Consider the following 24,345-nt stretch of genomic DNA (forward strand, 5'->3'; position numbering starts at 1 on the left):
TGCATGGCCGCAGCACAGAATCTCAGCCACCCGGCGCGCGAGGCTGGGCACACTGCGGCCATGCCTGCGAAACCTCCTTCCCCCAATGTGCGGCGCCGCCGTCTGCTGAAGACGGGTGCGTTGCTCTGCGCGATGCCCGGCTGCGCAACTGACAGCGGCAGCGATGCGCGGCTGCCGGCCCGCTTGCAAGAGCTGCTCGACGACCCGCAGTGCCCGCTGGCCAGCCTGTCGGTGCTGGTGATGCGCGCCGGACAGCCGGTCTACGAGGGCCAGTTCGGCCGGCGCTGGATCGCGCCGGGCGAGGATCGGGGTCAGGACTTGCCTGTCACCCGCGACACCTTGTTCCGCGTCGCCTCGGTCAGCAAGCTGGTCGTCGCGCTGGGGGTGCTGCGCCTGGTCGAGGCCGGCGTTCTGGACCTGGATGCCGACATCGGCGAGGCCCTGGGTTTTGCGCTGCGCCATCCGGCGTTCCCGGCGCAGCGCCTGAGCCTGCGCCTGCTGCTGAGCCACCGCGCCGGGCTGCGCGATGCCGGCGGAGCCTATCTGACGGTGGGGCAGACGTTGGCGTCCAAGCTGCTGCCGGGTGGTGCTGATTTCGGGCGCGGCGAATCCTGGTCGCCACCCGCGCAGGCGCCGGGCGCGTATTTCGAGTACAGCAATCTGAACTACGGCGTGATTGCCAGCGTGATGGAGCGCGCCGCCGGCCAGCGCTTCGATGTGCTGATGCGCGAGCAGGTGATGTCGCCGCTGGGCCTGGTTGGCGGGTTCGAGCCCAGCCAGCTGGGCGCGGCCGAGCTGGCGAATCTCGCCACCCTGTACCGCAAGCGCGCCACCGACGACGAGGCGCGCTGGCACACCGCCGGCCCCTGGGTCGTGCAGACCGATGACTTCCGCAGCCAGCGTCCGGCGCCGCCCAGCGGACTGGACGGCTATCTGCTCGGCAGCAATGGCTCGCTGTTCGGCCCGCAGGGACGCCTGCGCACACGGGTGGCCGATCTGGGCACGGTGGCGGCGATGCTGGCCGCCGGTGGGCGCCATCAGGGACGGCGCTTTCTGCAGCCCGCCTCGGTGCAGGCCCTGTTCAGCGAGCAGTGGCGCTATGAGGCGGCGGCGCCCAACGGCGACCCGCTGGACGGCTTGTTCCAGGCCTGGGGCCTGGGCCTCCAGCACTTCATTGATCGCAGCCAGGGCGGGCGCGGGGATCGCCTGGTCGAAGCCGGCGGCCAGCAGGCCTGGGGTCATCTGGGCTTTGCCTATGGGCTGCAGTCCGGCCTGCTGCTGGATCCGGCCACCGGCCACGGCATCGCCTATGCGATCGGTGGCAGCGGCGCCGACCCAGCCGCGCACCCTGGGCGCTACTCGAGTTTCCCGCTGTGGGAAGAGCGTCTGCAAGCGCTGCTCTGGGGCAGGGCCCGCTGAGGCGCGTCAGAGGCGCGCCACCCACATCGCGGTGATCGCCAGCGTCAGCACCGTCACCGGCACGCCGGTGCGGGCATGGCGGCGCCAGTCGATCTCGATGCCGCAGCGCCGCGCGGCATCGACGACGATGATGTTGGCGATCGAGCCGACGATCAGCAGATTGCCGGCCATGGTGCTGACCAGGGCCAGCGTCGCGCCGGCATGTGCACCCTCGGCAGCCGGCAGCAGCAGCATCACGGCCGGCACATTGGAAACCAGGTTGGACAGGCCCAGCGTCGCGATGAACAGCGCCAGCGGCTGGCTCAGGTCGATGCCCTGCGTGGCCAGCCAGGCCACGGTCTGTTGGGTCAACCCGGTCAGCTCCAGCGCATGGTTGACGACGAACAGGCCCATGAACAGGATCAGCAGCTCCCAGTCGATCAGGCCCATCACCTTGGAGGAGTGAAATCGCTGGCTCAGCAGCAGCAGGCCGGCGCCGACCAGGGCGGCCACATCGCGCGGCCAGTCGGTGAACAGAAAGATCGCCACCAGGGCCAGCGCGACGATCAGGCCTTTGGCGGTCTGCCAGCGGTCCAGCGGCGTGGCCTCGGTCTGCAGCGCCTGCAACTGGGCCGGGCTGGCTTGGAGCAGCGCGGCCGGGCGACGCAGCGGCCAGGCCAGCAGCGCCCACAGCGCCAGCAGGCCGGCCGCCACCGGCGGCAGGGCCTGCCATAGATAGGCCGCGAAGGGCAGGCGCAGCACCTCGCCGATCAGCATGTTCTGCGGGTTGCCTATCAAGGTGGCGGCCGAGCCGATATTGCTGGCGCAGGCCAGGCCCAGCAGAAAGGGGATGGGGTCGACCCGGCGGCGCAGGCAGACCTCGGCCAGCACCGGCGCCATCGCCAGGCAGACGATGTCGTTGGAGAACACCGCCGACAGCAGGGCCGAGACCGCGATGATCACGCCCATCAGCCCCATCGAGCCCAGCGGCAGCGCGGCGATGCGGCGCGTCACCGCGTCATAGAAGCCGCCCAGCCGCATCTGCGCCGAGATCACCATGAAGGAGAACAGCAGCAAGATGGTGGGCAGGTGGATGGACTGGGCCGCCTGCTCGGGCGTCATCACCTCGAAGCCGACGATGGCGATGGCGCCCAGCAGGGCCACACCGGTGCGGTCCAGATGCAGCCGGGGCAGGCCGCCCAGGATCATGCCCAGATAGACAATGAAAAAGACCGCCAGGACGATGGCGGTCTGCGGATGGAATTCAGACATCCGGCGATTCTAGGCTCGGGGAAAAGTGCCGGGCAGCAGGATGTCGCGGCCAACCTGGCTGAGCTGCGTGTGGCCGCAAAAAGCCATCGTGACATCCAGCTCCTTGTACAGGATCTCTAGCGCGCGGGTGACGCCGGCCTCGCCCATCGCACCCAGGCCGTAGACCATCGCGCGGCCAATCATCGTGCCGCGCGCACCCAGGGCCCAGGCCTTCAGCACGTCCTGGCCGCCGCGTATGCCGCCGTCCATCCAGACCTCGATGCGCGAGCCCACGGCCGCGACGATGGCTGGCAGCGCCTGGATGCTGGAGGGCGCGCCGTCGAGCTGGCGGCCACCATGGTTGCTGACGACGATGGCGTCGGCGCCGCTGGCCACAGCCAGCTCGGCGTCCTCAACATCCATGATGCCCTTCAGGATCAGCTTGCCGCCCCAGCGCTCCTTGACCCAGGCCACATCGGCCCAGGACAAGCGCGGGTCGAATTGCTCATTGGTCCAGGCCGCCAGCGAACGCATATCGCTGACGCCCTTCACATGGCCGACCAGATTGCGGAAGGTGTGGCGGCGTGTGCCGGCCATGCCCAGGCACCAGCGCGGCTTGCTCGCTAGATTGATCAGATTGCGCAAGGTGGGCTTGGGCGGTGCGGTCAGGCCGTTCTTCAGGTCCTTGTGGCGCTGGCCTATCACCTGCAGGTCCAGCGTCAGCACCAGGGCGCTGCAGCGCGCGGCGCGCGCGCGCTCGATCATGCGGGCCATCGCCTCGCGGTCGCGCATCATATAGAGCTGGAACCAGAAGGGCGCGCTGGTGTGCTCGGCGATGTCCTCGATCGAGCAGATGCTCATCGTCGACAAGGTAAAGGGAACGCCGAACTTCTCGGCCGCCCGCGCCGCCAGGATCTCGCCATCGGCATGCTGCATGCCGGTCAGGCCCACCGGCGCGATGGCCACCGGCATCTTGACGGCCTGGCCCACCATGGTGGTGGCGCAGCTGCGGTTCTCCATGTTCACCGCCACGCGCTGGCGCAGCTTGATGGCCTGGAAGTCGGCGCTGTTGGCGCGGTAGGTGCTCTCGGTCCAGCTGCCCGAATCGGCATAGTCGTAGAACATGCGCGGCACCCGTTTCTGGGCCAGCACGCGCAGGTCTTCGATGCAGGTGATCACGGGCATGGGCAGCGTCTCCTTGTTTGCTTGCCGCATGCTAGACCAGCCGACCCTGGCGGCCGCGGAATCTTGTTCAGGTCAGCGCGGAAATTTCTTCCGCCAGCCGTCGGCAGTGCGCGTGCAGCCAGGCGGCAAAGGCCTCGGCGGCCGCGCTGTCGCTGTGCTGCAGCAGGCCGTAGGGCTTGTCGGCCGGCACGCTCAGCGGGAACGGTCGCACCAGCGCGCCGCTGCGCAGATAAGGCAGGGCCAGGCTGGGCCGGGCCAGTGCCACGCCCTGGCCGCAGACGGCGGCTTCCAGGGTCAGGCCCAGGTCGACAAAGCGTGTGCCCTGGCTGGGCTCGGGCCAGTCCAGACCGGCCGCACGCAGCCAGGGCGCCCAGGGCTGCAAGGGCGTGCGCAGCAGCGGCGCGGCCGCGAGGTCGGCCGGCTGGGCCAGTGTCGGCAGGCGCGCCAGCAAGGCGGGGGCGGCCATCGGCGTGACGCGATCCATCAGCAAGACCTGACCCTCGCTCAGCTCGGCATTGCGGATCTCGACATCGGCCTCGGGCGCCGTCTCCTCCAGGAACGGGATGCTCAGTACCAGTTCGAGCTCCAGCTCGGGATGGGCGGCGCTGAAGCCGGGCAGGGCGGGCACCAGGATCTGGCGCGCGAAGGTCGGCGGCACGGTGATGCGCAGGCGCTGCTGGCGCTGCGCGGCGCGCTGGTGCAAGGGCATGGCGGCCAACGCGGCCAGCACGCCTCGCACCTGCTGCAGATACTCCTTGCCGGCGGGGCTGGGGCTGAGCTGCTTGCCGGCGCGCATCAGCAGCGCCGTGCCCAGCAGCTCTTCCAGCGCCGTCAGGCGCTTGGACACCGCGCTGGCGCTGATACACAAGGCCTCGGCGGCCCGCTCCAGACTGCCTAGCCGGGCCGCAGCCTCGAAGGCGCGCAGGGCGTCGATGGAGGGGTAGCGCAGGTCGGCGGGCTCATTCATGGCTGCACTGTAGCCCTGTGCGAAGATTTGGCCGATGACCTCGACCGAGCTGGCCCTGTCCCGACGCCCCACCTGGCTGCGCGCCCTGTGGCTGCTGGCCGGCGGCGTGTGCTTGCTGCTGGGCATCGTCGGCATTTTCCTGCCGCTGCTGCCGACCACGCCCTTCGTGCTGCTGGCGGCCTTCTGCTTCTCGCGCGGCAGCCGGCGCTGCGAGGACTGGCTGCTGAACCATCCGCGCCTGGGCCCTGTCGTGCGCGACTGGCGGGCCACCCGCGCCATCCCACTGCGGGCCAAGCAGTTCGCCACCGCGATGATGGCGCTGAGCTCGCTGTGGGCAGCCTATGCCCTGCCACTGGCCTGGTGCTGGTTGCCCGGGGCCTGCTGCGCGGCAGTGGCGGCCTGGATGTGGTCCCTGCCTACTCGGCCGCTATCCCCGCCGCCTTGATGATGCGGCCCCATTTGAGGGCTTCCTCGCGTTGGAACTGGGCCAGGCCCTCGGGCGTGGTGGTGTAGGGCTCGGCGCCGCTGCTCTCAAAGAAGCTCTTGGCGGCCGGACTCTGCACCGCCTTGGCCAGCAGTTCCTGCAGGCGCTGCACCACGGCCGGCGGCGTGCCGGCGGGCGTATAGGCGGCGAACCAGTAGCCCATGTCATAGCCGGGCACGCCGGCTTCGGCGATGGTGGGCAGCTCGGGCAGCAGGGCCATGCGCTTGTTGATCGAGACCGCCAGGCCGCGCAGCTTGCCGCCGCGGATCTGGGGCAGGCCGGTGGCGGTGTCGGTGATCATCAGATCGATCTGGCCGCCCAGCAGGTCGGTAACGGCCTGCGGATTGCTCTTGTAGGGCACATGCAGCAGCTGCACGCCGGCCAACTGCTGCAGCATCTCGCCGGCCACCCGGCTCGACGAACTGCCGCTGCCGAAGCTGAGCTTGCCCGGTGTCTTGCGGGCCTGGGCCAGCAGCTCGGACACGCTCTTGTAGGGCGAGGCGAGGTTGACGACCAGCACCTGGCCGCCCTTGCCCAGCGCAGTGATCGGCGCGAAATCCTTGACCGGGTCGTAGCCCAGTTTCTTGTACAGATGCTCGTTGGCCGCGTGGGTGGTGTTGGTGGTAATCAATACCGTGTAGCCGTCGGCCGGCGCGCGCGCCACCGCCTGCGCCGCCAGCATGCCGCTGGCACCGGCCTTGTTGTCGACCACCACGGTCTGCTTGCTCTGCTCGCCCAGGCTCTGGCCCAGCGCACGGGCCAACTGGTCGGTGGCGCTGCCGGCCGCAAAGGGCACGACAAAGGTCAGTGGCTTGGCCGGGTAGGGCTGGGCCAGCGCCACCGAGCTTAGCGACAGGGCGGCCAGCATCAGGGCCAGGTGCTTGAAAGTCTTGATCGTCATCTCGTTTGTCTCCTTGTTGAAATTCTTCACATCGGCTCGGGCAGCAGCAGCGGCTGCAGGGCCGGCGGCACGGCCAGCTCCATGTCCAGCAACCAGTAGCTCAGCGCCTTGCCATGGGCATCGAGGTTGAGCGCGCCGTTGACGCCGCCGTCCAGCACCTCGTCCAGCACCAGATTCATGGCCCAGAGCCGGGGCAGCAAATAGCGCTGAACGCCCTGCGGGTGGCGGTGCGCGAAATGCGCGGCCACCGCCTCGGGCGTCAGCTGCTCGACCAGCAGCGGCCACAGCGCGGCATGCCAGGCGGTCACGCTGATATTGCTGCGGTTGCCCTTGTCGCCGCTGCGGCTGTGGGCCAGGCGGTAGAGCGGGACTTTCAGTTCATGGCTCATCGCTTCACCTCCCTCATTCCAGGAACTCAAACCAGGCCGGCGCGGCCTCGCGCGGCAGCAGGCAAGAGGCAAGCGCGAGGCGTTGACGCAGCGCGGTGCGCACGCCGCCGCCGCCCGCCGGGCCGCAGGTGTAGAGGGCATTGAGCTCGCGGCACAGGCGCTCGGCCGTGGCCTTGTCGGCATGCTGGGCCGCGATGCGCAGGCGCACATCGCGCGCCGCACCCGTCGGCTGTGCGTCCAGCCACAGGCCGGCGTCATCGCCCAGCAGGCTGGCCACGCCGATCAGATCGACCCGCAGGGCCAGCTCGGGCAGGCGCTCGCGCAGCACCTGGGCCGCCAGCCGTGCGCGGCCCTCGGCGCGCGGGCCAGCGTAGGAGATCTCGCCCTCGGCCAGCCAGCCGCTGGGCTGGCAGACATTGACCTTGAGAGTGTCCGGCCGCGGATGGCCACGCACGCCCGTCAGTCGCACGCGGTCCGGCCCTTCCTCGTGCAGCTCGGCCGCGCTGACATCGGCGATCACATCGGGGGTCAGATAGGCGGCCGGGTCGTGCAGCTCGTAGAGCAGCTGCTCGGTGACGGTATGGCGGTCGATGCGGCCGCCGCTGCCGGGCGGCTTGGTGATGAGGCAGCCGCCGTCGGCATCGATCTCGGCAATCGGGTAGCCCAGCTGGGCAAGACCTGGCACCTCCTTGTAGCCCGGGTCGGCGTAGTAGCCGCCGCTGACCTGGGCGCCGCATTCCAGCAGATGGCCGGCCATCGTGCCGCGCGCCAGCCGGTCCCAGTCGTCCGCTGCCCAGCCGAAGTGGGCCATCGCCGGGCCCAGCACCAGCGCCGGGTCGGCGACCCGGCCGCAGACGACGATCTGCGCGCCGGAGCGCAGCGCCTCGGCGATCGGTGCCGCGCCCTGGTAGGCGTTGGCCGAGACCCAGGCCGAGCTGTCGGCCACGCCCAGCGCTTTCTCAAGCAGGGGGCGCTGGGCCGGGCCGCTCAGGTCATCACCGAGCACGATGGCGATGCGCGGCGGCGCCAGGCCCAGCTCGGCGGCCAGCGCGCGGATGCGCCGTGCCGCGCCGCGCGGATTGGCGGCGCCGAAATTGCTGACGATGGCGATGCCGCTGGCCAGGCAGTCGGCCAGCACCGGGCGCAGCAGCTCGTCGAGCATCGGCTCATAACCGCCCTCGGGGTCGGCGCGGCGCGCCAGCTGGGCCAGCGCCAGCGTGCGCTCGGCCAGGGTCTCGAAGATCAGCACGCCCGGCCCGCCGCAGGCTTGCAGCTCGCACACCAGAGGCAAGGCGGCATCGCTGCGGTCGCCGGAAAAGCCGGCGGCCGAGGCGACACGCAACACAGCAGGTCTTATCGCATCCATGGCAGCGACTCTAGGCTCGGATGTCTGAGCTGTGAATTCGATTGTTCAGATCGGTTATTCTGAAATTCAGATGAATGACGATCCCGCTTCCTCGGCCAGCATCTCCAGCCGCCAGCTGCAGGCTTTTGTTGCGCTGGCGCGGCTGCGCAGCTTCACCCAGGCCGCCGTGCACTGCCATCTGTCGCAGCCTGCCTTCAGCGCGCTGATCCAGGGCCTCGAGACGGCGGTCGGCGCACGCCTGTTCGAGCGCAGTACCCGCCATGTCGCGTTGACGGTGGAGGGCCAGGTGTTCGAGCGCAGCGCCGCGCCGCTGTTGGCCCAGCTGGGCCAGGCCCTGGCCGAGGTGCGCGACCATGCCCAGCTGCGTCGCGGCCAGGTCTCGCTGGCCTTGCTGCCCTCGCTGGCGGCGGGCTGGTTGCCGGGCCTGCTCAGCGAGTTCCGCAGCGCTCATCCGGGCATCGCGCTGCAGGTGGCCGATGTGCTCAGCGAGCCCTGTCTGCAGCGGGTGCGCGAGGGCCAGGCCGATTTCGCGATTGCCGCGGTGCGGGCCGATACGCCCGAGCTGCGCGCCGAGCCATTTGCCAGCGACCGCTTCCACCTGGTCTGTCCGCAGGGCCATGAGCTGCTGTCGCGGCCCAGCCTGAAGCCGCGCGATCTGCTGCCCTTTCCCTTCATCCACCTGGCCCGCCACAGCAGCGTGCGCCAGCTGCTGGACGCGGCCGTCCATCCCTTGCGGCTGCAGACCCTGATGGAGGTCGAGCAACTGGCCACCGTGATGGGCATGGTGCGCGCCGGGCTGGGCCTGTCGGTGGTGCCGGCCTTCAGCCTGTTTCATTTCAGGCAGCCGGAGCTGGCCACCCGTGAGCTGCGCTGGCGAGGGCTGGCGGACCGGCAGCTGTTTCTGGTGCGGCGGCGTGACCGGGAGTTGAGCACGGCGGCCCGGGCCTTGTACGAGCTGCTGTTGCGACGCCGGCCTTAGAACAAGTCCTGGCTTTCCAGCCGGGGCGCGGCGGCCTTTCGAAGCGGCCTGGGTACCGACTGGGCGTCGCCCGGCCGCGACAAGCCGCCGATCCGAACGCCCAGCAGCCGCAGCCGCCGGCTCAGATCGACCCGTTTCAGACAGCTGCCGGCCGCATGACGAAGCGCTGCGAAGTCGGCGATCGGCGCATCCAGGGTCAGGTCGCGGGTCACGGTGACAAAACCCTCGAAGCGCAGCTTGATGCCTACCGTCCGGCCCTGGTAGCCCTTGCGTTCCAGATCGCCGGCCAGCTGTTCGCACAGCCGGCTGAAGATGGCGGAGAGCTCGGCGCGGTCATGCACCGCATGCAGATCGCGCTCGAAGGTGGTTTCGCGGCTGATCGAGACCGGTTCGCTATAAGTCACCACCGGCCGCTGGTCGCGGCCATGGGCGGCCTCGTGCAGCCAGCTGCCGTAGCTTGTGCCGAACTGGCTGATCAGCATCGCCGGATCGGCGGCGGCGATCTGGCCGACGGTCTCCAGGCCCAGGGTGGCGAGCTTGGCGGCGGCCTTCGGGCCGATGCCATTGATCTTGCGCGCCGCCAGCGGCCAGATGCGGGTCGGGATCTCGCTGGCCAGCAGTATCGTCAGCCCGTCGGGCTTGTCCAGCTCCGAGGCGATCTTGGACAGCAGCTTGTTGGGGGTGATGCCGATCGAGCAGCTCAGGCCGGTGGCTCGCTGCACCGAGTTCTTGATATCGCGCGCCACCGCGCGCACGCCGCCCAGCGGGTCGTGCCCGACCGGCTCGCGGATGCCGGCGACCTCGCTGAGGTCGATATAGATCTCGTCGATGCCGCGATCCTCGATCACCGGCGCGATCTCGGCCACGGCCGCCTTGAACAGCCGGGAGTATTTGCGATAGGCGTCGAAGTCGGTGGGCAGCAGGATGGCATCGGGCGCGCGCAACGCCGCCTTCATCAGGCCCATCGCGGAGAACACACCCAGATCGCGCGCCGCATAGGTCGAGGTGGTGACGACGCCGCGACCGGTGTAGTCGCGCAGCCGGGCGTAGCGGCGGGTGCCGTCGGCCAAGGTCTTGGGCTCATGGGCACGGCGGCCTCCGATCACGACGGCCTGGCCCTTCAGCTCGGGATAGCGCAGCAGCTCCACCGACGCGTAGAAGGCATCCATGTCCAGATGCGCGATCAGGCGGTCGGGGAGGGCAGCGGAATCCGGTGGGCGGGCCATGCGGCGATTGTCAGGCGGCCCTGCTGACAACGCGAAGTCAGCAGCAGGCGCGGCTCACAACCAGACCCAGAGGCTGCGCAGCCAGCGAGGAACACGCAGCACGGGAGCCGGGCTGTAGGTCTGGCGATAGCAGGAACGCATGATGGACCCCTCGAATACTGTTGATGCATACAGTATACGAAGCCAGGCCCGGCTTGCCAAGCGTCTACGCGCAGCTGTTGTTGCCGCAAGAGCTGATGGCCGGGGTGGACTGGAGCGGCGGTCGACTCATCCGGCCGGTGCCGGTGTCGAAGCCCAGCTGGCCCATGTGATAGACCAGGGCCGCATCCATCATCTCGGCATGGGCGGGAAACCAGCCGATCAGCTCCGGCAGCAGCCGACGCAGCGGTTCCAGGTCTTGCTGCGCATGGGCATGGATCTGCACCTGGCGCATCAGGTCCAGCACCATCGCGTGCTGGCGGGCATGGCAGTTGTCGGGCGCGAAGCCGGTGGCTGCCATCCAGCCCTCTTCCATCGCGAAGTGGGCCTCGGTATGGGCCAGCAGCTGGGCATACAGGGGCAGGGGATCGGCAGCCCCCTGGGCAAGCAGGGCGGCCAGCGCGTTCAGCAGTTCGACGAACTCCTCATGGGTTCGATCCAGCTGGGGGTGGTCGAGAGCGAGGTCGTCGCTCCAAGTCAGACTGTTCATGGCCGCCAGCCTAGCCCGACCCTGTCGGGTCGGGCTTGCGCTGGCTCAAGATCAGGCGCCGAGCCGGGCGCGATGCCGCGCCACCTGGGCGCGCACCTGGGCCGGCGCGGTGCCGCCGAGGATGTTGCGGGCGTTCAGCGAGCCGCGCAGCGACAGCACCTCGAACACATCGGAGGCTATGCGGGCATCGAACTTCTGCAGCTCGGCCAGCGGCAGCGCCGACAGATCGACCCCCATGCCGATGGCCGTCTTGACCGCATGGGCGACGATCTCGTGCGCGTCGCGGAAGGCCAGGCCCTTCTTGACCAGGTAGTCGGCCAGATCGGTCGCGGTGGCATAGCCCTTCAGCGCGGCGCGCTCCATCGCCTCGGGCTTGACCGTGATGCCGCCGGCCATCTCGGCAAAGATGCGCAAGGTGTCCTTGAGCGTGTCGACGGTGTCGAACAGCGGCTCCTTGTCCTCCTGATTGTCCTTGTTGTAGGCCAGGGGCTGGCCCTTCATCAAGGTGATCAGGCCCATCAGATGACCGACCACGCGGCCGGTCTTGCCGCGCGCCAGTTCTGGCACATCGGGGTTCTTCTTCTGCGGCATGATGGACGAGCCGGTGCAGAAGCGGTCGGCCAGGTCGATGAAACCGAAGCTCTGACTCATCCACAGGATCAGCTCCTCCGACAGGCGCGAGATGTGCACCATGATCAAGGAGGCGGCGGCCGTGAACTCGATCGCGAAGTCGCGATCCGATACGGCGTCCAGGCTGTTTTGGCAGACCTCTTCCATGCCCAGGGTCTTGGCCACGCGCTGGCGATCCAGCGGGTAGCTGGTGCCGGCCAGCGCGGCCGCGCCCAGCGGCAGGCGGTTGACGCGGCGGCGCGTGTCGGCCAGGCGCTCGGCATCGCGGGCGAACATCTCGACGTAGGCCAGCAGATGATGGCCGAAGGCCACCGGCTGGGCCACCTGCAGATGGGTGAAGCCGGGCAGGATGACCTCTGCATTCTTCTCGGCCACCTCGACCAGGGCCAGCTGCAGCGCGCTCAGCAGCGCGTTCAGCTCATCGATCTCGCCGCGCAGCCACAGCCGCACATCGGTGGCGACCTGGTCATTGCGGCTGCGCCCGGTGTGCAGGCGCTTGGCCGGAATGCCCACCAGCTCGGTCAGGCGGGCCTCGATATTCAGATGCACATCCTCGAGGTCCAGTTTCCACTCGAAGCTGCCGGCCTCGATCTCACCGCGGATCTGGGCCATGCCCCGCTCGATCGCGCCGTGGTCCTCGGCCGACAAGATGCCCTGGGCTTTCAGCATCTCGGCGTGGGCCAGGCTGCCCTGGATGTCGGCAGCCCACAGGCGCTTGTCAAAGAACACGCTGGCGGTGTAGCGCTTGACCAGCTCGCTCATCGGCTCGGAGAACAGGGCGGACCAGGCTTGGGCTTTGTTGGCGAGTTGGTTGTCTGCGGGCTGGGACATGGTGGGATGGCGGCAGGGCCGGCCCGCATCGACGCGAGATCGGCCTGGAGCAAAATAGGGAAAACGCGATTCTATCGAGGGGCTGGCAGACGATGGCGGGACGACATGAGCATGACTGGTCCGACAGTCGCAACCTGACCAGCGTGCTGGGCCTGGCGCCGCAGCCGACCGAGGCCCAGCGGTTCTCACCGTTGTTCGACGCCCAGCGGGTCTTCGATGTCTGCCATGTCGGCCTGGTGCTGCGTGCCGTGCTGGGCGTGCAGCTGCTGCTGGCGCTGGGGCTGGCGCTGGGGGCCCGCGATTTTTCCCAATGGGCGCTGTGGATGAGCAGCGGCACCGTGGTGACGCTCAGCGGCGTGCTGCTGTGGCTGCTGCTGGTCTGTGGCCTGCGGCGCCTGCTGGCGCGCTGGCGCGAGCCCTGGCAGTGGCTGGTGGTGCTGAGCCTGGGGGCGCTGTGCGCGCTGGGGGGCTGGCAGCTGCTGAACCTGGCCAGCGACGAGGCCAGTGGCTGGTTTCGCCTGCTCAGCGTGGCGCTGGCCGGAGGCGCCACCGCCGCGATGCTGCTGTACTGGCTGAAGCTGCGCGAGCGCACGCAGCGCCCGGCCGATGCGCTGGCCCGTCTGGTCGAGCTGCAGTCGCGCATCCGGCCGCACTTCCTGTTCAACACGCTGAACACCGCGATGGCCTTGGTGCGTGTCGACCCGCAGCGCGCCGAGGGGGTGCTGGAGGACCTCAGCGAGCTGTTTCGCGTGGCGCTGGCCGAGGCCGATACCGTGGTCAGCCTGGAGGCCGAGGTCGAGCTCGCGCGGCGCTATCTGGACATCGAGCAGATCCGTTACGGCGAGCGCCTGCGGGTGCAGTGGCAGCTCGACCCGGCGGCCGCCGGCGCCCGGGTGCCGCCGCTGCTGCTGCAGCCGTTGGTCGAGAACGCGGTGCGCCATGGGGTCGAACCCAATGACGGCGGCGGCGATGTGCAGGTGAGCACGCGCGCGCGCGGCGCCGAGGTCGAGATCCTGGTGGTCAACACGGTCGGCGCCAAGGCCAAGCAGGCCGGCCACGGCCTGGCGCTGCGCAATGTGCGCCAGCGTCTGCGTCTGATGCATGATGTGGCCGCCCGATTTGAGGTGAGCCAGGAGGCCCAGCGTTTCACGGTGCGCATCCTGCTGCCGCGCTGAGCCCATTGCCATGCATACACAGCCCGCTTTGAAAGTCCTGTTGGTTGATGACGAGCCGCTGGCGCGGATGCGCCTGCGCGGCCTGCTGGAGGCCTGCGACGAGCCGCGCGCCGAGGTGGTGGCCGAGGCCGGCACCGCCTCCCAAGCCCAGGCCTGGTTGAAAGACCATGGCTGCGATCTGGTGCTTCTTGATGTGCAAATGCCCGGCCCGGACGGCCTGCAGCTGGCCGAGGCCTTGCGCGAGCTGCCGCTGCGGCCGGCGGTGGTGTTCGTCACCGCCTATGCCGAGCATGCCCTGCGGGCCTTCGAGCTCGATGCGATCGACTACCTGACCAAGCCGGTGCGGCGCGACCGCCTGCAGGCCGCGCTGGCACGGGTGGCGCAGCGCCTGGCCGAGCGGGCGGCGGCGCGCCGCGAGCCCGGCGAAAAGGCGGCTGAGGCCGAGGTGATCTCGATCAATGACCGCGGCCGCCTGCTGCGCATCCCGCTGTCCGAGGTGCTGTACCTGAAGGCCGAGATGAAGTATCTGACCCTGCGCACCGCCAGTCAGAGCCTGGTGATGGACGGCAGTCTCTCGGAGCTGGAGCAGCGCCTGGGTGAGCGCTTTTTGCGCGTGCATCGCAATGCGCTGGTGGCCAAGGCGGCGGTGCGTGAACTGGAGCGCCATGCGGCGACCGATTTCGGCGAGCTCGATGGCGGCTCGGCGGATGGCGGCGAAGGGGCCGAGGGCTGGGCGGTGCGCATCGCCCATGTCAACGAGTGGCTGGCCGTCTCGCGGCGCCAGGTGGCGGCGGTGCGCGAGGCGCTGGCGGGGCACAGGGACTGAGCCCGGCGCCCGCGGCCCACTCAGGCGTAGACGTTCAGCTGGGTGCCCAGATTGCCGCTGGTGGCCAGCGGCGGCTGCACCGAGGCCAGCAGCGCCATCGCGCCCTGGCCTTGCAGGTTCATCGCCTGCTTCAGCACCAGCAGCTGGGCGCTGGCTTGCACCGAGCCGGCCTGCGAGCTATGCAGATTGTTGATCAGGGATGTGGTGTTGATGTCCATGGCGCCTCCGAGCCCTGTTTATCGGCCGCTGGCCCGGCAACTTGAGGGGCGGGAATGCCGAAGACCTGGCGCAGATAGGCCAGAAAGGTCTGGTCGTCACACATGGTCTTGCCGGGGCTGTCGGACAGCTTGGCCACCGGCTGGCCATTGGCCTGGGTCAGCTTCATCACGATGTGCAGGGTGCGCAGGCCCATATCGTTGGACAGCGAGGTGCCAATGCCGAAGCCCAGCTGGGTGCGGTCGGCGAAATGCCGGTACAGCTCCAGCGCCTTGGTGATGTTGAGGCTGTCGGAGAACACCAGGCGTTTGGTGTGTGCATCGATGCGCAGCTTGGCGTAATGGGCCAGCGCCTTCTCGCCCCACCAGACCGGATCGCCCGAGTCATGCCGCAGGCCGTCGAAGAGCTTGGCGAAATAGAGATCGAAATCGGCCAGGAAGGCATCCATGCCCACCACATCGGTCAGCGCCACGCCGAGATCGCCGCGGTACTCCTGCACCCAGGCCTCCAACGCCGCCTTCTGGTGGTCGCGCAGGCGCACATCCAGGGCCTGGAAGGTCTGCAGATACTCGTGTGCCATCGTGCCTATCGGCACCAGGCCCAGGTCGCGGGCCAGCAGCACGTTCGAGGTGCCCTTGAAATACTGCGGCAGCTCGGCGGCCAGCGTCGCGATCACCTCGCGATGCCAGTCGCCCGAGAAGCGCCGGCGCAGGCCGAAGTCGAAGAACTCGAAAGGGTGGCCGCGCGCCGGCTCGGCGGCAAAGTCGCGCAGCTGGGCCAGCTTGGCCTGCAGCCGCTCGCGGCCGGTCCGCAGCGCCTCGGTGCGGTCAAAGCGGCGGAAGTAGAGCTGGTTGACGATGGCCAGCACATAGATCTCGAAGCCCATCACATGGACCTGCGGGCCGCGCGCGATGATTTCCAGATGCGGGCCGTCGGCGCGGGCCCGGATGAAGTCGCGCTGGAAGCGGAAGATGCGCAGGAAGTCGACGAAGTCGGACTTGATGAAGCGCAGCCCGCCCAGATAGGCCAGCTCGTCGGCCGCGAAGCTCAGCGCGCACAAGTGATCGAGCTCGCGATTGACATCGTCCAGCAGCTCGGCCAGCGGGTAGGCCGGCGCGTTGCGGCAGACAAAGCTGTACTCGGCCTGGGTCTGCGGGTGCCTATGCAGCATGGCCTGCCACATCGTGAACTTGTAGAGGTCGGTCTCCAGCAGGCTGGAGATGACGGGTCTGCGCTCGCCGCTCATGTGCTCAGCTCGCTGCTGCGGGCGATGCGCAGGCCTTGGCCGCGCATCCGCGCGAGGAACTCGGCCGCCTGGGCCTCGAAGCCGCCCACCGGGCTCATGCCGTCCTCGATCAGCACCAGCTTGTTCATGTGGCCGCTGGGCAGATGAGACACCAGATCCTCCACCGTGGCCTTGACGCAGTGGCTGCTGGCCTCGCCGGCGATCCACAGCTCATCGCAGGCATCCAGGCGCTCGACCAGGCCCTGGTTGAGCTGGGTGCCGGGATCGGTCGGGTCGGGCACCTCGGCCTGCAGCGCGCTGTAATGCTCGGTCCAGGGGTTCATGCCCTTGAGCACGAACTGGACATGGCGCTGGCGCTGCAACTGCCAAGCCACGACGGCGGCCTGGACTTCGGCATGGATGTTGTGGCCCCAACTGCCCAGCTCGCAATGCACGGGCCAGACCATCAAGGTGTAGCGGCCGCGCGCCTCCAGCGCGTCCAGATAAGCCTGGGCGCGGGGCAGGGCCGAGGCATCGCGCGGCCTGAATTCGCCGGCGCGCAGCTGGGCCGCGGTGATCTGGGTGAAGGGCGGCACCGCCGCGCCATCGGCCCTGAACCAGAAGCCCGGATGGGCGATGTCGAGCCGGCGATGCGTGTCCAGCGTGACGGTGATGGCGTCCAGGCCGGCCGATTCGGCGCGTATCAGCGCGGCGACCCGGTGCAGATCGGCATCGGCACCGGCCACCGGCAGGCTGGCGCCATGGATGTCGCAGAAATCGTTCTGCGGGTCGATGATCAACAGATGGCGCGTCAACGCGAACTCCCCAAGTCTCTCGATCGACCCACTATACGAGGCCTCAACCGGTGTTGCGCAGCCCCGCCGCAATGCCGTTAATCGACAGATGGATGCCGCGCTGCACCCGCTCCATCGTCGGGTCCTCGGCGCGCTTGTCGGGCGCGACCGCGCGGTAACGCCGCATCAGCTCGACTTGCAGATGGTTCAGCGGGTCGATATAGGGGAAGCGGTGCTCGATCGAGCGGGCCAGCGCCGGATTGGCGGCCAGGCGCTGCTTCTCGCCGGTGATCAGGGTCAGGGCCTCCTGGGTGCGGGCGAACTCGGCCTGAATGGCCGCGAAGATCTTCTTGCCCAGGCGCCGGTCCTCGACCAGCTCCAGATAGCGCGCGGCGATGTCCAGATCGGTCTTGGCCAGCACCATGTCCAAATTGGACAGCAGGGTGCGGAAGAAGGGCCACTGCTTGACCATGCGGCGCAGCAGGGTCAGGTTTTGCGTGCGCGCTTCCCCGTCGCCGAGGAAGGCCAGTACACCGGAGCCGAAGCCGCACCAGCCCGGCAGCGCGACGCGCGACTGGCCCCAGCTGAAGCCCCAGGGGATGGCGCGCAGGTCTTCGATCGCGCGGGTGGCCTTGCGCGAGGCCGGGCGCGAGCCGATATTCAGCTCGGCGATCTCGCGGATCGGCGTGGCCGCGAAGAAGTACTCGGCAAAGCCCGGCGTGTCGTAGACCAGGCCGCGATAGGCCTTGAAGCTGGCATCGGACAGGGCCTGGGCGGCGTCCAGAAAGCTCTTGGGCGCGCTCTTGGTCGGGTGCAGCAGGGTGGCTTCCAACGTGGCGGCCACCAGGGTCTCCAGATTGCGCCGCCCGATCTCGGGGTTGGCGTACTTGGAGGCGATCACCTCGCCCTGCTCGGTCAGCCGGATCTGGCCGTTGACCGTGCCCGGGGGCTGGGCCAGGATGGCTTGGTAGCTGGGGCCGCCGCCGCGGCCGACGGTGCCGCCGCGGCCGTGGAACAGGCGCAGGGTCAGCGGGTTCTTCTTGCGCAGCTCGTCGAACAGCTCGACCAGCGCGATCTCGGCGCGGTACAGCTCCCAGGAGCTGGTGAACATGCCGCCGTCCTTGTTGGAGTCGGAGTAGCCCAGCATGATGTCCTGCTCGGCGCCGCTGCGCTGGATCAGCGCGGCGATGCCCGGCAGCGCATAGAACTCGGCCATGATGCCGGGCGCCTCGCGCAGATCGCCGATGGTCTCGAACAGCGGCGAGACGATCAGGTCGCTGATGGCTTCGCCATCCAGCGTGCCGCGCACCAGGCCGACTTCCTTCAAGAGCAGCAGCACCTCCAGCAGGTCGCTGACCGACTCGGTGTGCGAGATGATGTAGTGGCGCAGCGACTCGCGGCCATAGCGCTGCAAGGCCTCGCGGGCGGCCTCGAAGATGGCCAGCTCGCCGACGGTCTTGTCGCTGTAGGCCGCGCCGATCACGCGCAGCGGCCGGGCGTCGCCGAGCAGCTGAAGCAGCAGCGTGCGGCGCTGGGCCTCGTCGAGCGCGCTGTAGTCGGGCGCGATGCGGGCGGTGGCCAGCAGCTCGGCGATCACCGCCTCGTGCTGGTCCGAGCTCTGGCGCAGGTCCAGCGTGGCCAGATGGAAGCCGAAGACCTGGACCGCGCGTATCAGCGGCTGCAGGCGCGGCGCGATCAGGGCTTCGGCATGGTGGCTGCGCAGCGAGTGCTCGATCACGCGCAGATCGGCCAGCAGCTCGTCGGGCGAGCGGTAAGGGTCCTGCGGCGCGACCGCGTGGCGCAGCGCCTCGGTGCCGGTCAGCTCGTGCAGGGTGGCGGCCGTGCGGGCGTACATGCCGGTCAGCGCGCGGCGGTAGGGCTCGTCCAGACGATGTTCGTTGCGGTCCGGGCTGCGCTCGGCCAGGGCCTGCATCTGCGGGCTGATGGTGGCCAGCATCGCCGAGATCGACAGCTCGGCGCCGAGCTCGTGGATCTCGGTCAGGTAGTGGCGCAGCGCCACCTCGCTCTGGCGCTTCAAGGCGTGGCGCAAGGTGGTGGCGGTGACATTGGGGTTGCCATCGCGGTCGCCGCCTATCCAGTGGCCCATGCGCAGAAAGCTGTTGAACTGGTGGCCGGGCAGGGCCTCTTCCAGCTCGGCATAGAGCTTGGGGATCTGGCGCAGAAAGGTCGAGTGGTAATAGGACAGCGCGTTCTCGATCTCGTCCGCCACCGTCAGCTTGGAGTAGCGCAGCATGCGGGTCTGCCAGAGCTGGGTCACGCGGGCGCGTATCAAGACCTCGTTGTCGCGCTTCTCGCGCTCGGTGTGCAGGCCGTCGCGGGCGCCGACCAACTCGGCCACCGCGCGCTCGGCATCCAGAATGCTCTTGCGCTGCACCTCGGTGGGGTGGGCGGTCAGCACCGGCGAGATGAAGCCGTGCTGCAAGGTCTTGGCGATCTCGCTCGGGCGCACACCGGCCTGGTGCAGGCGCTCCAGCGCAAAGGCCAGCGAGCCCTCGGCCAGGCTGCCGGCGCGGTCGTGGATCTCGCGGCGGCGCACATGGTGGCGGTCCTCGGCGATATTGGCGAGATGCGAGAAGTAGCTGAAGGCGCGGATCACGCTGACGGTCTGGTCGCCCGACAGGCTTTTCAGCAGCTTGTCAAAGATCTTGCCGGCCTGGGCGTCGCGCTTCAGGCGGAAGGCCACCGAGAGCTTGCGCACCCGCTCGACCAGCTCATAGGCCTCGCGGCCCTCCTGCTCGCGTATCACCTCGCCGAGGATGCGGCCCAGCAGCCGGATGTCCTCCATCAGCGGTTGGTTCTTGTCGGCAGCGGGGGAGGGCTTGAGGGTCTTCGCGGGGCGGGAGGCGGGTCTTGCGGGCATGGCAGGGCTCGTCGTGGGTTGATGCGAAAAAGCGGGTGGGGTGATGTAACCGAGTTACTTCAATCTGACTTTAACAGTTTCTTCATCGTTTTCCTGCTGCGCTAGCATGCCGGCCATGAGCGCATCAAACATAGTCAAGCCGGTGATCATCGCGACCCGGGAAAGCCGCCTCGCCCTGTGGCAGGCCGAGCATGTCAAGGCGCGGCTGGAGCAGGATCTGGGCCTGGCCGTCGAGCTGCTGGGCATGACGACCAAGGGCGACCAGATCCTGGACCGCGCGCTGTCCAAGATCGGCGGCAAGGGCCTCTTCGTCAAGGAGCTGGAGACCGCGCTGGAAGAGGGCCGGGCCCATCTGGCCGTGCATTCGCTGAAGGATGTGCCGATGGACCTGCCGGCGGGCTTCGATCTGGTGGCCATCATGGAGCGCGAGGATCCGCGCGATGCCTGGGTGTCGAACCGCTACGACAGCCTGGCCGAGCTGCCGCAGGGCGGTGTGGTCGGCACCTCCAGCCTGCGCCGGGTCGTGCAGCTGAAGGCGCAGCGCCCCGATCTGCGCATCGAGCCGCTGCGTGGCAATCTTGACACCCGGCTGCGCAAGCTCGACGAAGGCGGCTTCGACGCCATCGTGCTGGCGGCCGCCGGACTCAAGCGCCTGGGCCTGGCCGCGCGCATCCGCAGCGTCTTCAGCGTCGAGCAGATGATCCCCTGCGCCGGCCAGGGCGCGCTGGGCCTGGAGGTGCGCGCCGACGCGGCGGCGCTGAAGAACAGTCTGAACGCGCTCTCGCACATGCCGACCTGGCTGGCCACACAGGCCGAGCGAGCGGTGTCGCGGGCGCTGGGCGGCAGCTGCAGTATGCCGCTGGCGGCTCACGCGCAATGGCAGGGCGATAGGCTGACGCTGACCGCCGCGCTGGGCCATGCCGAGCAGCATGAGTTGCCGCTGCTGAAGGTCGAGCTGACGGGCTCGCCGCAAACCGAGGCCGAAGCCCGCCAACTCGGCGAGCAGGCCGCCCAGCTGCTGCGCGAGCGCGGCGCGCGCGACTACCTGCCGGCGCCGTGCCCGAGCCACTGACGCTGCTGCTGACCCGGCCGCGCGAGCAGGCCGGTGCCTGGCAAGCGCGCCTGGCCGCCCTCGGCGTGACGGTGCGGACGCTGCCGCTGATCGAGATTGCCGCCGCTGCCGACCGTAGGCCCGCCGAGCAGGCCTGGCGTGAGCTGCCGCAGGCGCGGCTGGCGATGTTCGTCAGCCCGAATGCGGTGACACATTTCTTCGCGGCGCGGCCGGCCGGCCAGGTCTGGCCCGAGGGCGCCCTGGCGGCCACCGTGGGGCCGGGCAGTGCTCAGGCCCTGCGGGAGGCCGGTGTGCCCGAGACGCACATCGTCCAGCCGCCGGCCGATGCCGCCAGCCTGGACTCGGAACATCTGTGGCCGCTGCTGGCCGAGCAGGACTGGCATGGGCGCTTGGCCCTGATGCTGCGCGGCGACGGCGGACGCGACTGGCTGGCCCAGCGCTTGCGCGAACGGGGTGCGCGGGTGGCCGAGTACGGGGTCTACAGGCGCCGCTGCCCCACCCTTGATGAGGCCGAGCGAACCACGCTGGATGCCGCACTGGCGGCCCCTGAGCAGCATGTCTGGCTGTTCAGCAGCGCCGAAGCGCTTGACCATCTGCAAACCCTGGCCGGCGCCGGCATCGACTGGTCGCGGGCAAGCGCCATCGCCACCCACCAGCGCATCGCCGAGCGCGCGCGTCGTCTGGGCCTGGTCCATGTGGTTTTGGCGCGACCCGATGCGGCGGCGGTGGCCCGGGCCTTGCTGGCCCTGCAAGAGCGCCCCCTACAATCGTTTTGACCGTGAGCGACAACATCTCCTCCCCCTCCTCTATGCCCGAGGCGACTGCCCCTGCGGCGGCGCCTCCCATTCCCGCCACAGCGCCCGCAGCAGCGGCCGGTGCGAAGGCGCCTCCTTGGGTGCCGGCGCTGGCTGCCGGCCTGACCGTGCTGTCGGTGGCTGCGCTGGGCCTGGCCTGGCAGGGTCAGACACGGCTCAAGGAGCTGGAGCAGGAGCTGGTGCGGCGCCAGGGCTTGAGCCAGGGCGAGGCCAGTGAGGCCCGCACGCTGGCACGCCAGTCGCAAGACCTGACCCGCGATACCGCCGCCAAGGTGGCATTGCTGGAGGCGCGGCTGGCCGAGGTGGCGCTGCAGCGCGGCCAGTTGGAGGAGCTGATCCAGTCGATGTCGCGCTCGCGCGACGAGAACGTCATCGTCGATATCGAGTCCGCCTTGCGCGTCGCCTTGCAGCAGGCCGGCATCACCGGCAGTGCCGAGCCGCTGGTGGCGGCGCTGCGCCAGGCCGATGAGCGCCTGGCCCGTCACAAGCAGCCGCGCCTGGAAGGCGTGCGGCGCGCGGTGGCGCGTGATCTGGATCGCGTCAAGGCGGTCAGCGTGGTCGATGTCTCGACCTTGGCGATCAAGCTGGACGAGGTGGTGCGCCTGCTCGACGAGCTGCCGATGTTGTCGGCTGCGGACAAGACCAGCGAAGCGATGGCGGTTCGCCAGGCTCGCGTCGAGCGGGCCGCAGCCAAGCCTGCCAAGACGGCTTCTGCGGCCTCGGCACCGGCCGACGATGGCCTGCTCTCGCATTGGATGCGAGTCGCCGAGGAGCGCTGGCGCGACCTGGCCGGCCATGTCTGGCTGGAGGCCAAGTCCTTGCTCCGGGTGACCCGTATCGATCACCCCGAGGCCATGTTGCTGGCCCCTGAACAAGCCTTTTTCCTGCGCGAGAACCTGAAGCTGCGACTGTTGAACGCGCGTCTGGCGCTGCTGAGCCGGCAGTTCGACACCGCCCAGGCCGACCTGCGCGATACCCAGTCGCTGCTGGACCGCTATTTCGACGCTCGCTCGCGCAAGGTGGTGTCCGCCTCCGAGCTGCTGCGCCAGGTGGCCGGCCAGGCGCGCCAGGTCAATGTGCCGCGTCCCGACGACACGCTGGCGGCCCTGCTGGCCGCCGGTGGCCGTTGACGCGAAAGGCGACGCTTTCCTATGCGCACGATGATCTGGTTGGTGCTGCTGTTCGCGGTGGCGGTGGTGGCCGCGCTGACCTTGGGCAGCAATGACGGCCTGGTGAGTTTCTACTGGAATGGCTGGCGGCTCGATGTCTCGCTGAACCTGTTCCTGCTGGTGCTGGTGGGCAGCTGCTTCGCGCTGGTCACGCTGATCCATACGCTGAATGCCTTGACCAGCCTGCCCCAGCGCGCCCGCGAGTGGCGGCTGGCGCAGCGCGAGCGTACCGCGCAGCTGGCGCTGCGCGAGGCGCTGTCCGAGTTCTTCGGTGGCCGCTATGGCCGTGCCCAGAAGGCGGCGCAACGCGCGCTGACGATACAGGCGCAAACGGCCGAACTGCCTCAGGACGGTGCTTTCATGGCCCTGAGCCATCTGCTGGCCGCGCACAGCGCGCATCGGCTGCAGGACCGGCGTCGCCGCGATGAGCAGTTGCAGCAGGCGCTGGATCTGGCCCAGCGCGTGCCGCAGGCCAAGGCCTCGGAAGAGGGCGCGCGGCTGCTGGCGGCCGAATGGGCGCTTGATGATCGCGACGCGAGCCGGGCGCTGGATCTGCTGGCCGAGCTGGGGCCTGGTGTGGCACGCCGCACCCAGGCCCTGCGGCTGAAGCTGCAGGCCTCGCGTCTGGCCAAGCAGCCACTGGAGGCGCTGCGCACCGCCCGACTGCTGGCCAAGCATCAAGGCTTTTCCAAGGTCGCCGCCCAGGGGCTGCTGCGCTCGCTGGCCTTCGAGGCGCTGGAGGCCGCACGAGACGTCGATCAGCTGCGTCAGGTCTGGCTGCAGCTCGACGGCACCGATCGCCGCGATGTGTTCGTCGCCGCGCGTGCCGCCCAATGCGCGGCCGGGCTTGGTGCGCCGGAGGACGGGCGTGGCTGGCTGCGGCCGTTCTGGGAGCAGCTCGACGAGTTGGGCAATGACGAGCGCGTCGTGCTGTCCGAGGCCCTGGTGCTGGCGGTGCCGGGCCTGGGTCCGGAGTGGTTGCAGCGGCTGGAGTCGGCGGTGCAGCGCTTCCCGCGCGACAGGCATCTGGCCTATGCGCTGGGCCATGCGCTGGCCGAGCGCCAGCTCTGGGGCAAGGCCCGCTTGATGCTGGAGCAGGCCGCCGAAGACCGCAGCCTGCCGGTGGCCGCACGCCGCCGCAGCTGGCTGACCCTGGCGGCGCTGGCGACCCACGACGGCGATATGGAGCGCCGCGCCCGCTGCTTCGAAGCGGCCGCCACCGCTCAATGAGAAAGATGACAGCCAAGTGGCAAACATTTGCCCACGCTATAAATACCGTGCTATAGTAGCGGGCTTGGAGCGGCTGTAGCTCAGTTGGATAGAGTACTTGGCTACGAACCAAGGGGTCGTGGGTTCGAATCCTGCCAGCCGCACCAAAAAACATCGGATCCTGCCATCCCACGACGGGTAGGGTCGAGTCAGAAGAAGAAAGAACGTCGTGCGGCTGTAGCTCAGTTGGATAGAGTACTTGGCTACGAACCAAGGGGTCGTGGGTTCGAATCCTGCCAGCCGCACCAAAAAACATCGGATCCTGCCATCCCACGACGGGTAGGGTCGAGTCAGAAGAAGAAAGAACGTCGTGCGGCTGTAGCTCAGTTGGATAGAGTACTTGGCTACGAACCAAGGGGTCGTGGGTTCGAATCCTGCCAGCCGCACCAAAAAACATCGGATCCTGCCATCCCACGACGGGTAGGGTCGAGTCAGAAGAAGAAAGAACGTCGTGCGGCTGTAGCTCAGTTGGATAGAGTACTTGGCTACGAACCAAGGGGTCGTGGGTTCGAATCCTGCCAGCCGCACCAAAAAAACAAGAAGCAAATCGACGGCCTAGAGGCTCAAACCTCTAGGCCGTTTTTCTTTGCTGGGAATACAGCCGCCGG

Annotated in this window: 22 protein-coding genes and 4 tRNA genes; 13 read left to right on the top strand and 13 right to left on the bottom strand. The window is 68.9% G+C overall.

What is annotated here, in order from left to right; translation table 11 throughout:
* Positions 1 to 60 precede the first annotated feature (60 nt).
* Complete coding sequence (locus tag PO768_RS11120) at positions 61 to 1,419, top strand: serine hydrolase domain-containing protein (RefSeq protein ID WP_272646119.1); 1,359 nt, start codon at positions 61 to 63, stop codon at positions 1,417 to 1,419.
* Positions 1,420 to 1,425: 6 nt separating this feature from the next.
* On the opposite strand, the gene PO768_RS11125 is transcribed toward PO768_RS11120, so the two are convergent.
* From PO768_RS11125 to PO768_RS11135, 3 genes are all read right to left on the bottom strand, one after another.
* On the bottom strand, positions 1,426 to 2,670 hold the full coding sequence (locus PO768_RS11125; RefSeq protein WP_272646120.1) for an anion transporter: 1,245 nt from the start codon (positions 2,668 to 2,670) through the stop codon (positions 1,426 to 1,428).
* Between the two features lie 9 nt (positions 2,671 to 2,679).
* Positions 2,680 to 3,834: an alpha-hydroxy acid oxidase gene (locus PO768_RS11130; RefSeq protein ID WP_272646121.1), complete on the bottom strand. Its 1,155-nt coding sequence runs from the start codon at positions 3,832 to 3,834 to the stop codon at positions 2,680 to 2,682.
* Positions 3,835 to 3,901: 67 nt separating this feature from the next.
* On the bottom strand, positions 3,902 to 4,801 hold the full coding sequence (locus PO768_RS11135; protein WP_272646122.1) for a LysR substrate-binding domain-containing protein: 900 nt from the start codon (positions 4,799 to 4,801) through the stop codon (positions 3,902 to 3,904).
* 34 nt (positions 4,802 to 4,835) lie between these two features.
* On the opposite strand from PO768_RS11135, the gene PO768_RS11140 reads away from it, so the two are divergent.
* Positions 4,836 to 5,246 (top strand): YbaN family protein, encoded by a 411-nt coding sequence (locus tag PO768_RS11140; RefSeq protein WP_272646123.1) that lies wholly within the window; start codon positions 4,836 to 4,838, stop codon positions 5,244 to 5,246.
* Here PO768_RS11140 and PO768_RS11145 read toward each other — a convergent pair.
* From PO768_RS11145 to PO768_RS11155, 3 genes are read right to left on the bottom strand one after another with little or no spacing between them, the layout of a single operon-like run.
* On the bottom strand, positions 5,218 to 6,186 hold the full coding sequence (locus PO768_RS11145; RefSeq protein WP_442953214.1) for a Bug family tripartite tricarboxylate transporter substrate binding protein: 969 nt from the start codon (positions 6,184 to 6,186) through the stop codon (positions 5,218 to 5,220). The two genes, PO768_RS11140 and PO768_RS11145, sit on opposite strands and share 29 nt — an antisense overlap.
* Before the next feature lie 26 nt (positions 6,187 to 6,212).
* A complete protein-coding gene (locus PO768_RS11150) occupies positions 6,213 to 6,575 on the bottom strand; it encodes an AtuA-related protein (RefSeq protein WP_442953215.1) in 363 nt (120 codons plus the stop codon).
* Positions 6,576 to 6,588: 13 nt separating this feature from the next.
* The gene (locus tag PO768_RS11155; RefSeq protein ID WP_272646124.1) at positions 6,589 to 7,941 is read right to left on the bottom strand and encodes an acyclic terpene utilization AtuA family protein; all 1,353 of its coding nucleotides are present in this window, start codon (positions 7,939 to 7,941) and stop codon (positions 6,589 to 6,591) included.
* 70 nt (positions 7,942 to 8,011) lie between these two features.
* Here PO768_RS11155 and PO768_RS11160 point away from each other — a divergent pair, with 70 nt between their 5' ends.
* On the top strand, positions 8,012 to 8,920 hold the full coding sequence (locus PO768_RS11160; RefSeq protein WP_272646125.1) for a LysR family transcriptional regulator: 909 nt from the start codon (positions 8,012 to 8,014) through the stop codon (positions 8,918 to 8,920).
* Here the strand turns inward: PO768_RS11160 and PO768_RS11165 are convergent.
* The 3 genes from PO768_RS11165 to argH all read right to left on the bottom strand — a co-directional run bounded on the left by PO768_RS11165 (position 8,917) and on the right by argH (position 12,295).
* A complete protein-coding gene (locus PO768_RS11165) occupies positions 8,917 to 10,146 on the bottom strand; it encodes a DNA polymerase Y family protein (RefSeq protein WP_272646126.1) in 1,230 nt (409 codons plus the stop codon). The two genes, PO768_RS11160 and PO768_RS11165, sit on opposite strands and share 4 nt — an antisense overlap.
* 205 nt (positions 10,147 to 10,351) lie before the next feature.
* On the bottom strand, positions 10,352 to 10,834 hold the full coding sequence (locus PO768_RS11170; RefSeq protein ID WP_272646127.1) for a hemerythrin domain-containing protein: 483 nt from the start codon (positions 10,832 to 10,834) through the stop codon (positions 10,352 to 10,354).
* A gap of 51 nt (positions 10,835 to 10,885) precedes the next feature.
* Complete coding sequence (gene argH, locus PO768_RS11175; protein WP_269840455.1) at positions 10,886 to 12,295, bottom strand: argininosuccinate lyase; 1,410 nt, start codon at positions 12,293 to 12,295, stop codon at positions 10,886 to 10,888.
* 92 nt (positions 12,296 to 12,387) lie between these two features.
* On the opposite strand from argH, the gene PO768_RS11180 reads away from it, so the two are divergent.
* Both PO768_RS11180 and PO768_RS11185 read left to right on the top strand, forming a co-directional pair.
* Positions 12,388 to 13,470 (top strand): sensor histidine kinase, encoded by a 1,083-nt coding sequence (locus tag PO768_RS11180; protein ID WP_269840454.1) that lies wholly within the window; start codon positions 12,388 to 12,390, stop codon positions 13,468 to 13,470.
* A gap of 10 nt (positions 13,471 to 13,480) precedes the next feature.
* On the top strand, positions 13,481 to 14,296 hold the full coding sequence (locus PO768_RS11185; RefSeq protein WP_272646128.1) for a LytR/AlgR family response regulator transcription factor: 816 nt from the start codon (positions 13,481 to 13,483) through the stop codon (positions 14,294 to 14,296).
* 20 nt (positions 14,297 to 14,316) lie between these two features.
* Here the strand turns inward: PO768_RS11185 and PO768_RS11190 are convergent, their stop codons facing one another.
* The 4 genes from PO768_RS11190 to ppc are packed head-to-tail and all read right to left on the bottom strand — an operon-like array spanning position 14,317 to position 19,412.
* Positions 14,317 to 14,514: a putative motility protein gene (locus PO768_RS11190; protein ID WP_137944497.1), complete on the bottom strand. Its 198-nt coding sequence runs from the start codon at positions 14,512 to 14,514 to the stop codon at positions 14,317 to 14,319.
* A complete protein-coding gene (gene pncB, locus PO768_RS11195) occupies positions 14,490 to 15,758 on the bottom strand; it encodes a nicotinate phosphoribosyltransferase (RefSeq protein WP_272646129.1) in 1,269 nt (422 codons plus the stop codon). Before pncB ends, PO768_RS11190 begins: the two co-directional genes overlap by 25 nt.
* The gene (locus PO768_RS11200; protein ID WP_272646130.1) at positions 15,755 to 16,552 is read right to left on the bottom strand and encodes an isochorismatase family protein; all 798 of its coding nucleotides are present in this window, start codon (positions 16,550 to 16,552) and stop codon (positions 15,755 to 15,757) included. The genes pncB and PO768_RS11200 overlap by 4 nt, the downstream gene beginning before the upstream one ends.
* Before the next feature lie 43 nt (positions 16,553 to 16,595).
* Complete coding sequence (ppc, locus tag PO768_RS11205) at positions 16,596 to 19,412, bottom strand: phosphoenolpyruvate carboxylase (RefSeq protein WP_272646131.1); 2,817 nt, start codon at positions 19,410 to 19,412, stop codon at positions 16,596 to 16,598.
* Positions 19,413 to 19,527: 115 nt separating this feature from the next.
* On the opposite strand from ppc, the gene hemC reads away from it, so the two are divergent.
* The 8 genes from hemC to PO768_RS11245 all read left to right on the top strand — a co-directional run bounded on the left by hemC (position 19,528) and on the right by PO768_RS11245 (position 24,267).
* A complete protein-coding gene (hemC, locus tag PO768_RS11210; protein ID WP_272646132.1) occupies positions 19,528 to 20,484 on the top strand; it encodes a hydroxymethylbilane synthase in 957 nt (318 codons plus the stop codon).
* On the top strand, positions 20,469 to 21,260 hold the full coding sequence (locus tag PO768_RS11215; protein WP_272646133.1) for a uroporphyrinogen-III synthase: 792 nt from the start codon (positions 20,469 to 20,471) through the stop codon (positions 21,258 to 21,260). The genes hemC and PO768_RS11215 overlap by 16 nt, the downstream gene beginning before the upstream one ends.
* Before the next feature lie 119 nt (positions 21,261 to 21,379).
* A complete protein-coding gene (locus tag PO768_RS11220; protein ID WP_336297762.1) occupies positions 21,380 to 22,429 on the top strand; it encodes a uroporphyrinogen-III C-methyltransferase in 1,050 nt (349 codons plus the stop codon).
* A 21-nt stretch (positions 22,430 to 22,450) separates the two neighbouring features.
* The gene (locus PO768_RS11225; RefSeq protein ID WP_137944418.1) at positions 22,451 to 23,698 is read left to right on the top strand and encodes a heme biosynthesis HemY N-terminal domain-containing protein; all 1,248 of its coding nucleotides are present in this window, start codon (positions 22,451 to 22,453) and stop codon (positions 23,696 to 23,698) included.
* 69 nt (positions 23,699 to 23,767) lie between these two features.
* A tRNA-Arg gene (locus tag PO768_RS11230) sits at positions 23,768 to 23,844 on the top strand.
* A gap of 64 nt (positions 23,845 to 23,908) precedes the next feature.
* Positions 23,909 to 23,985 (top strand) — tRNA-Arg (locus PO768_RS11235).
* A 64-nt stretch (positions 23,986 to 24,049) separates the two neighbouring features.
* Positions 24,050 to 24,126: transfer RNA gene (locus PO768_RS11240), tRNA-Arg, on the top strand.
* 64 nt (positions 24,127 to 24,190) lie between these two features.
* Positions 24,191 to 24,267: transfer RNA gene (locus PO768_RS11245), tRNA-Arg, on the top strand.
* Positions 24,268 to 24,345 lie beyond the last annotated feature (78 nt).

The sequence above is a fragment of the Paucibacter sp. XJ19-41 genome, assembly GCF_028462495.1.
In the GTDB taxonomy this organism is placed as follows: domain Bacteria; phylum Pseudomonadota; class Gammaproteobacteria; order Burkholderiales; family Burkholderiaceae_C; genus Roseateles_E.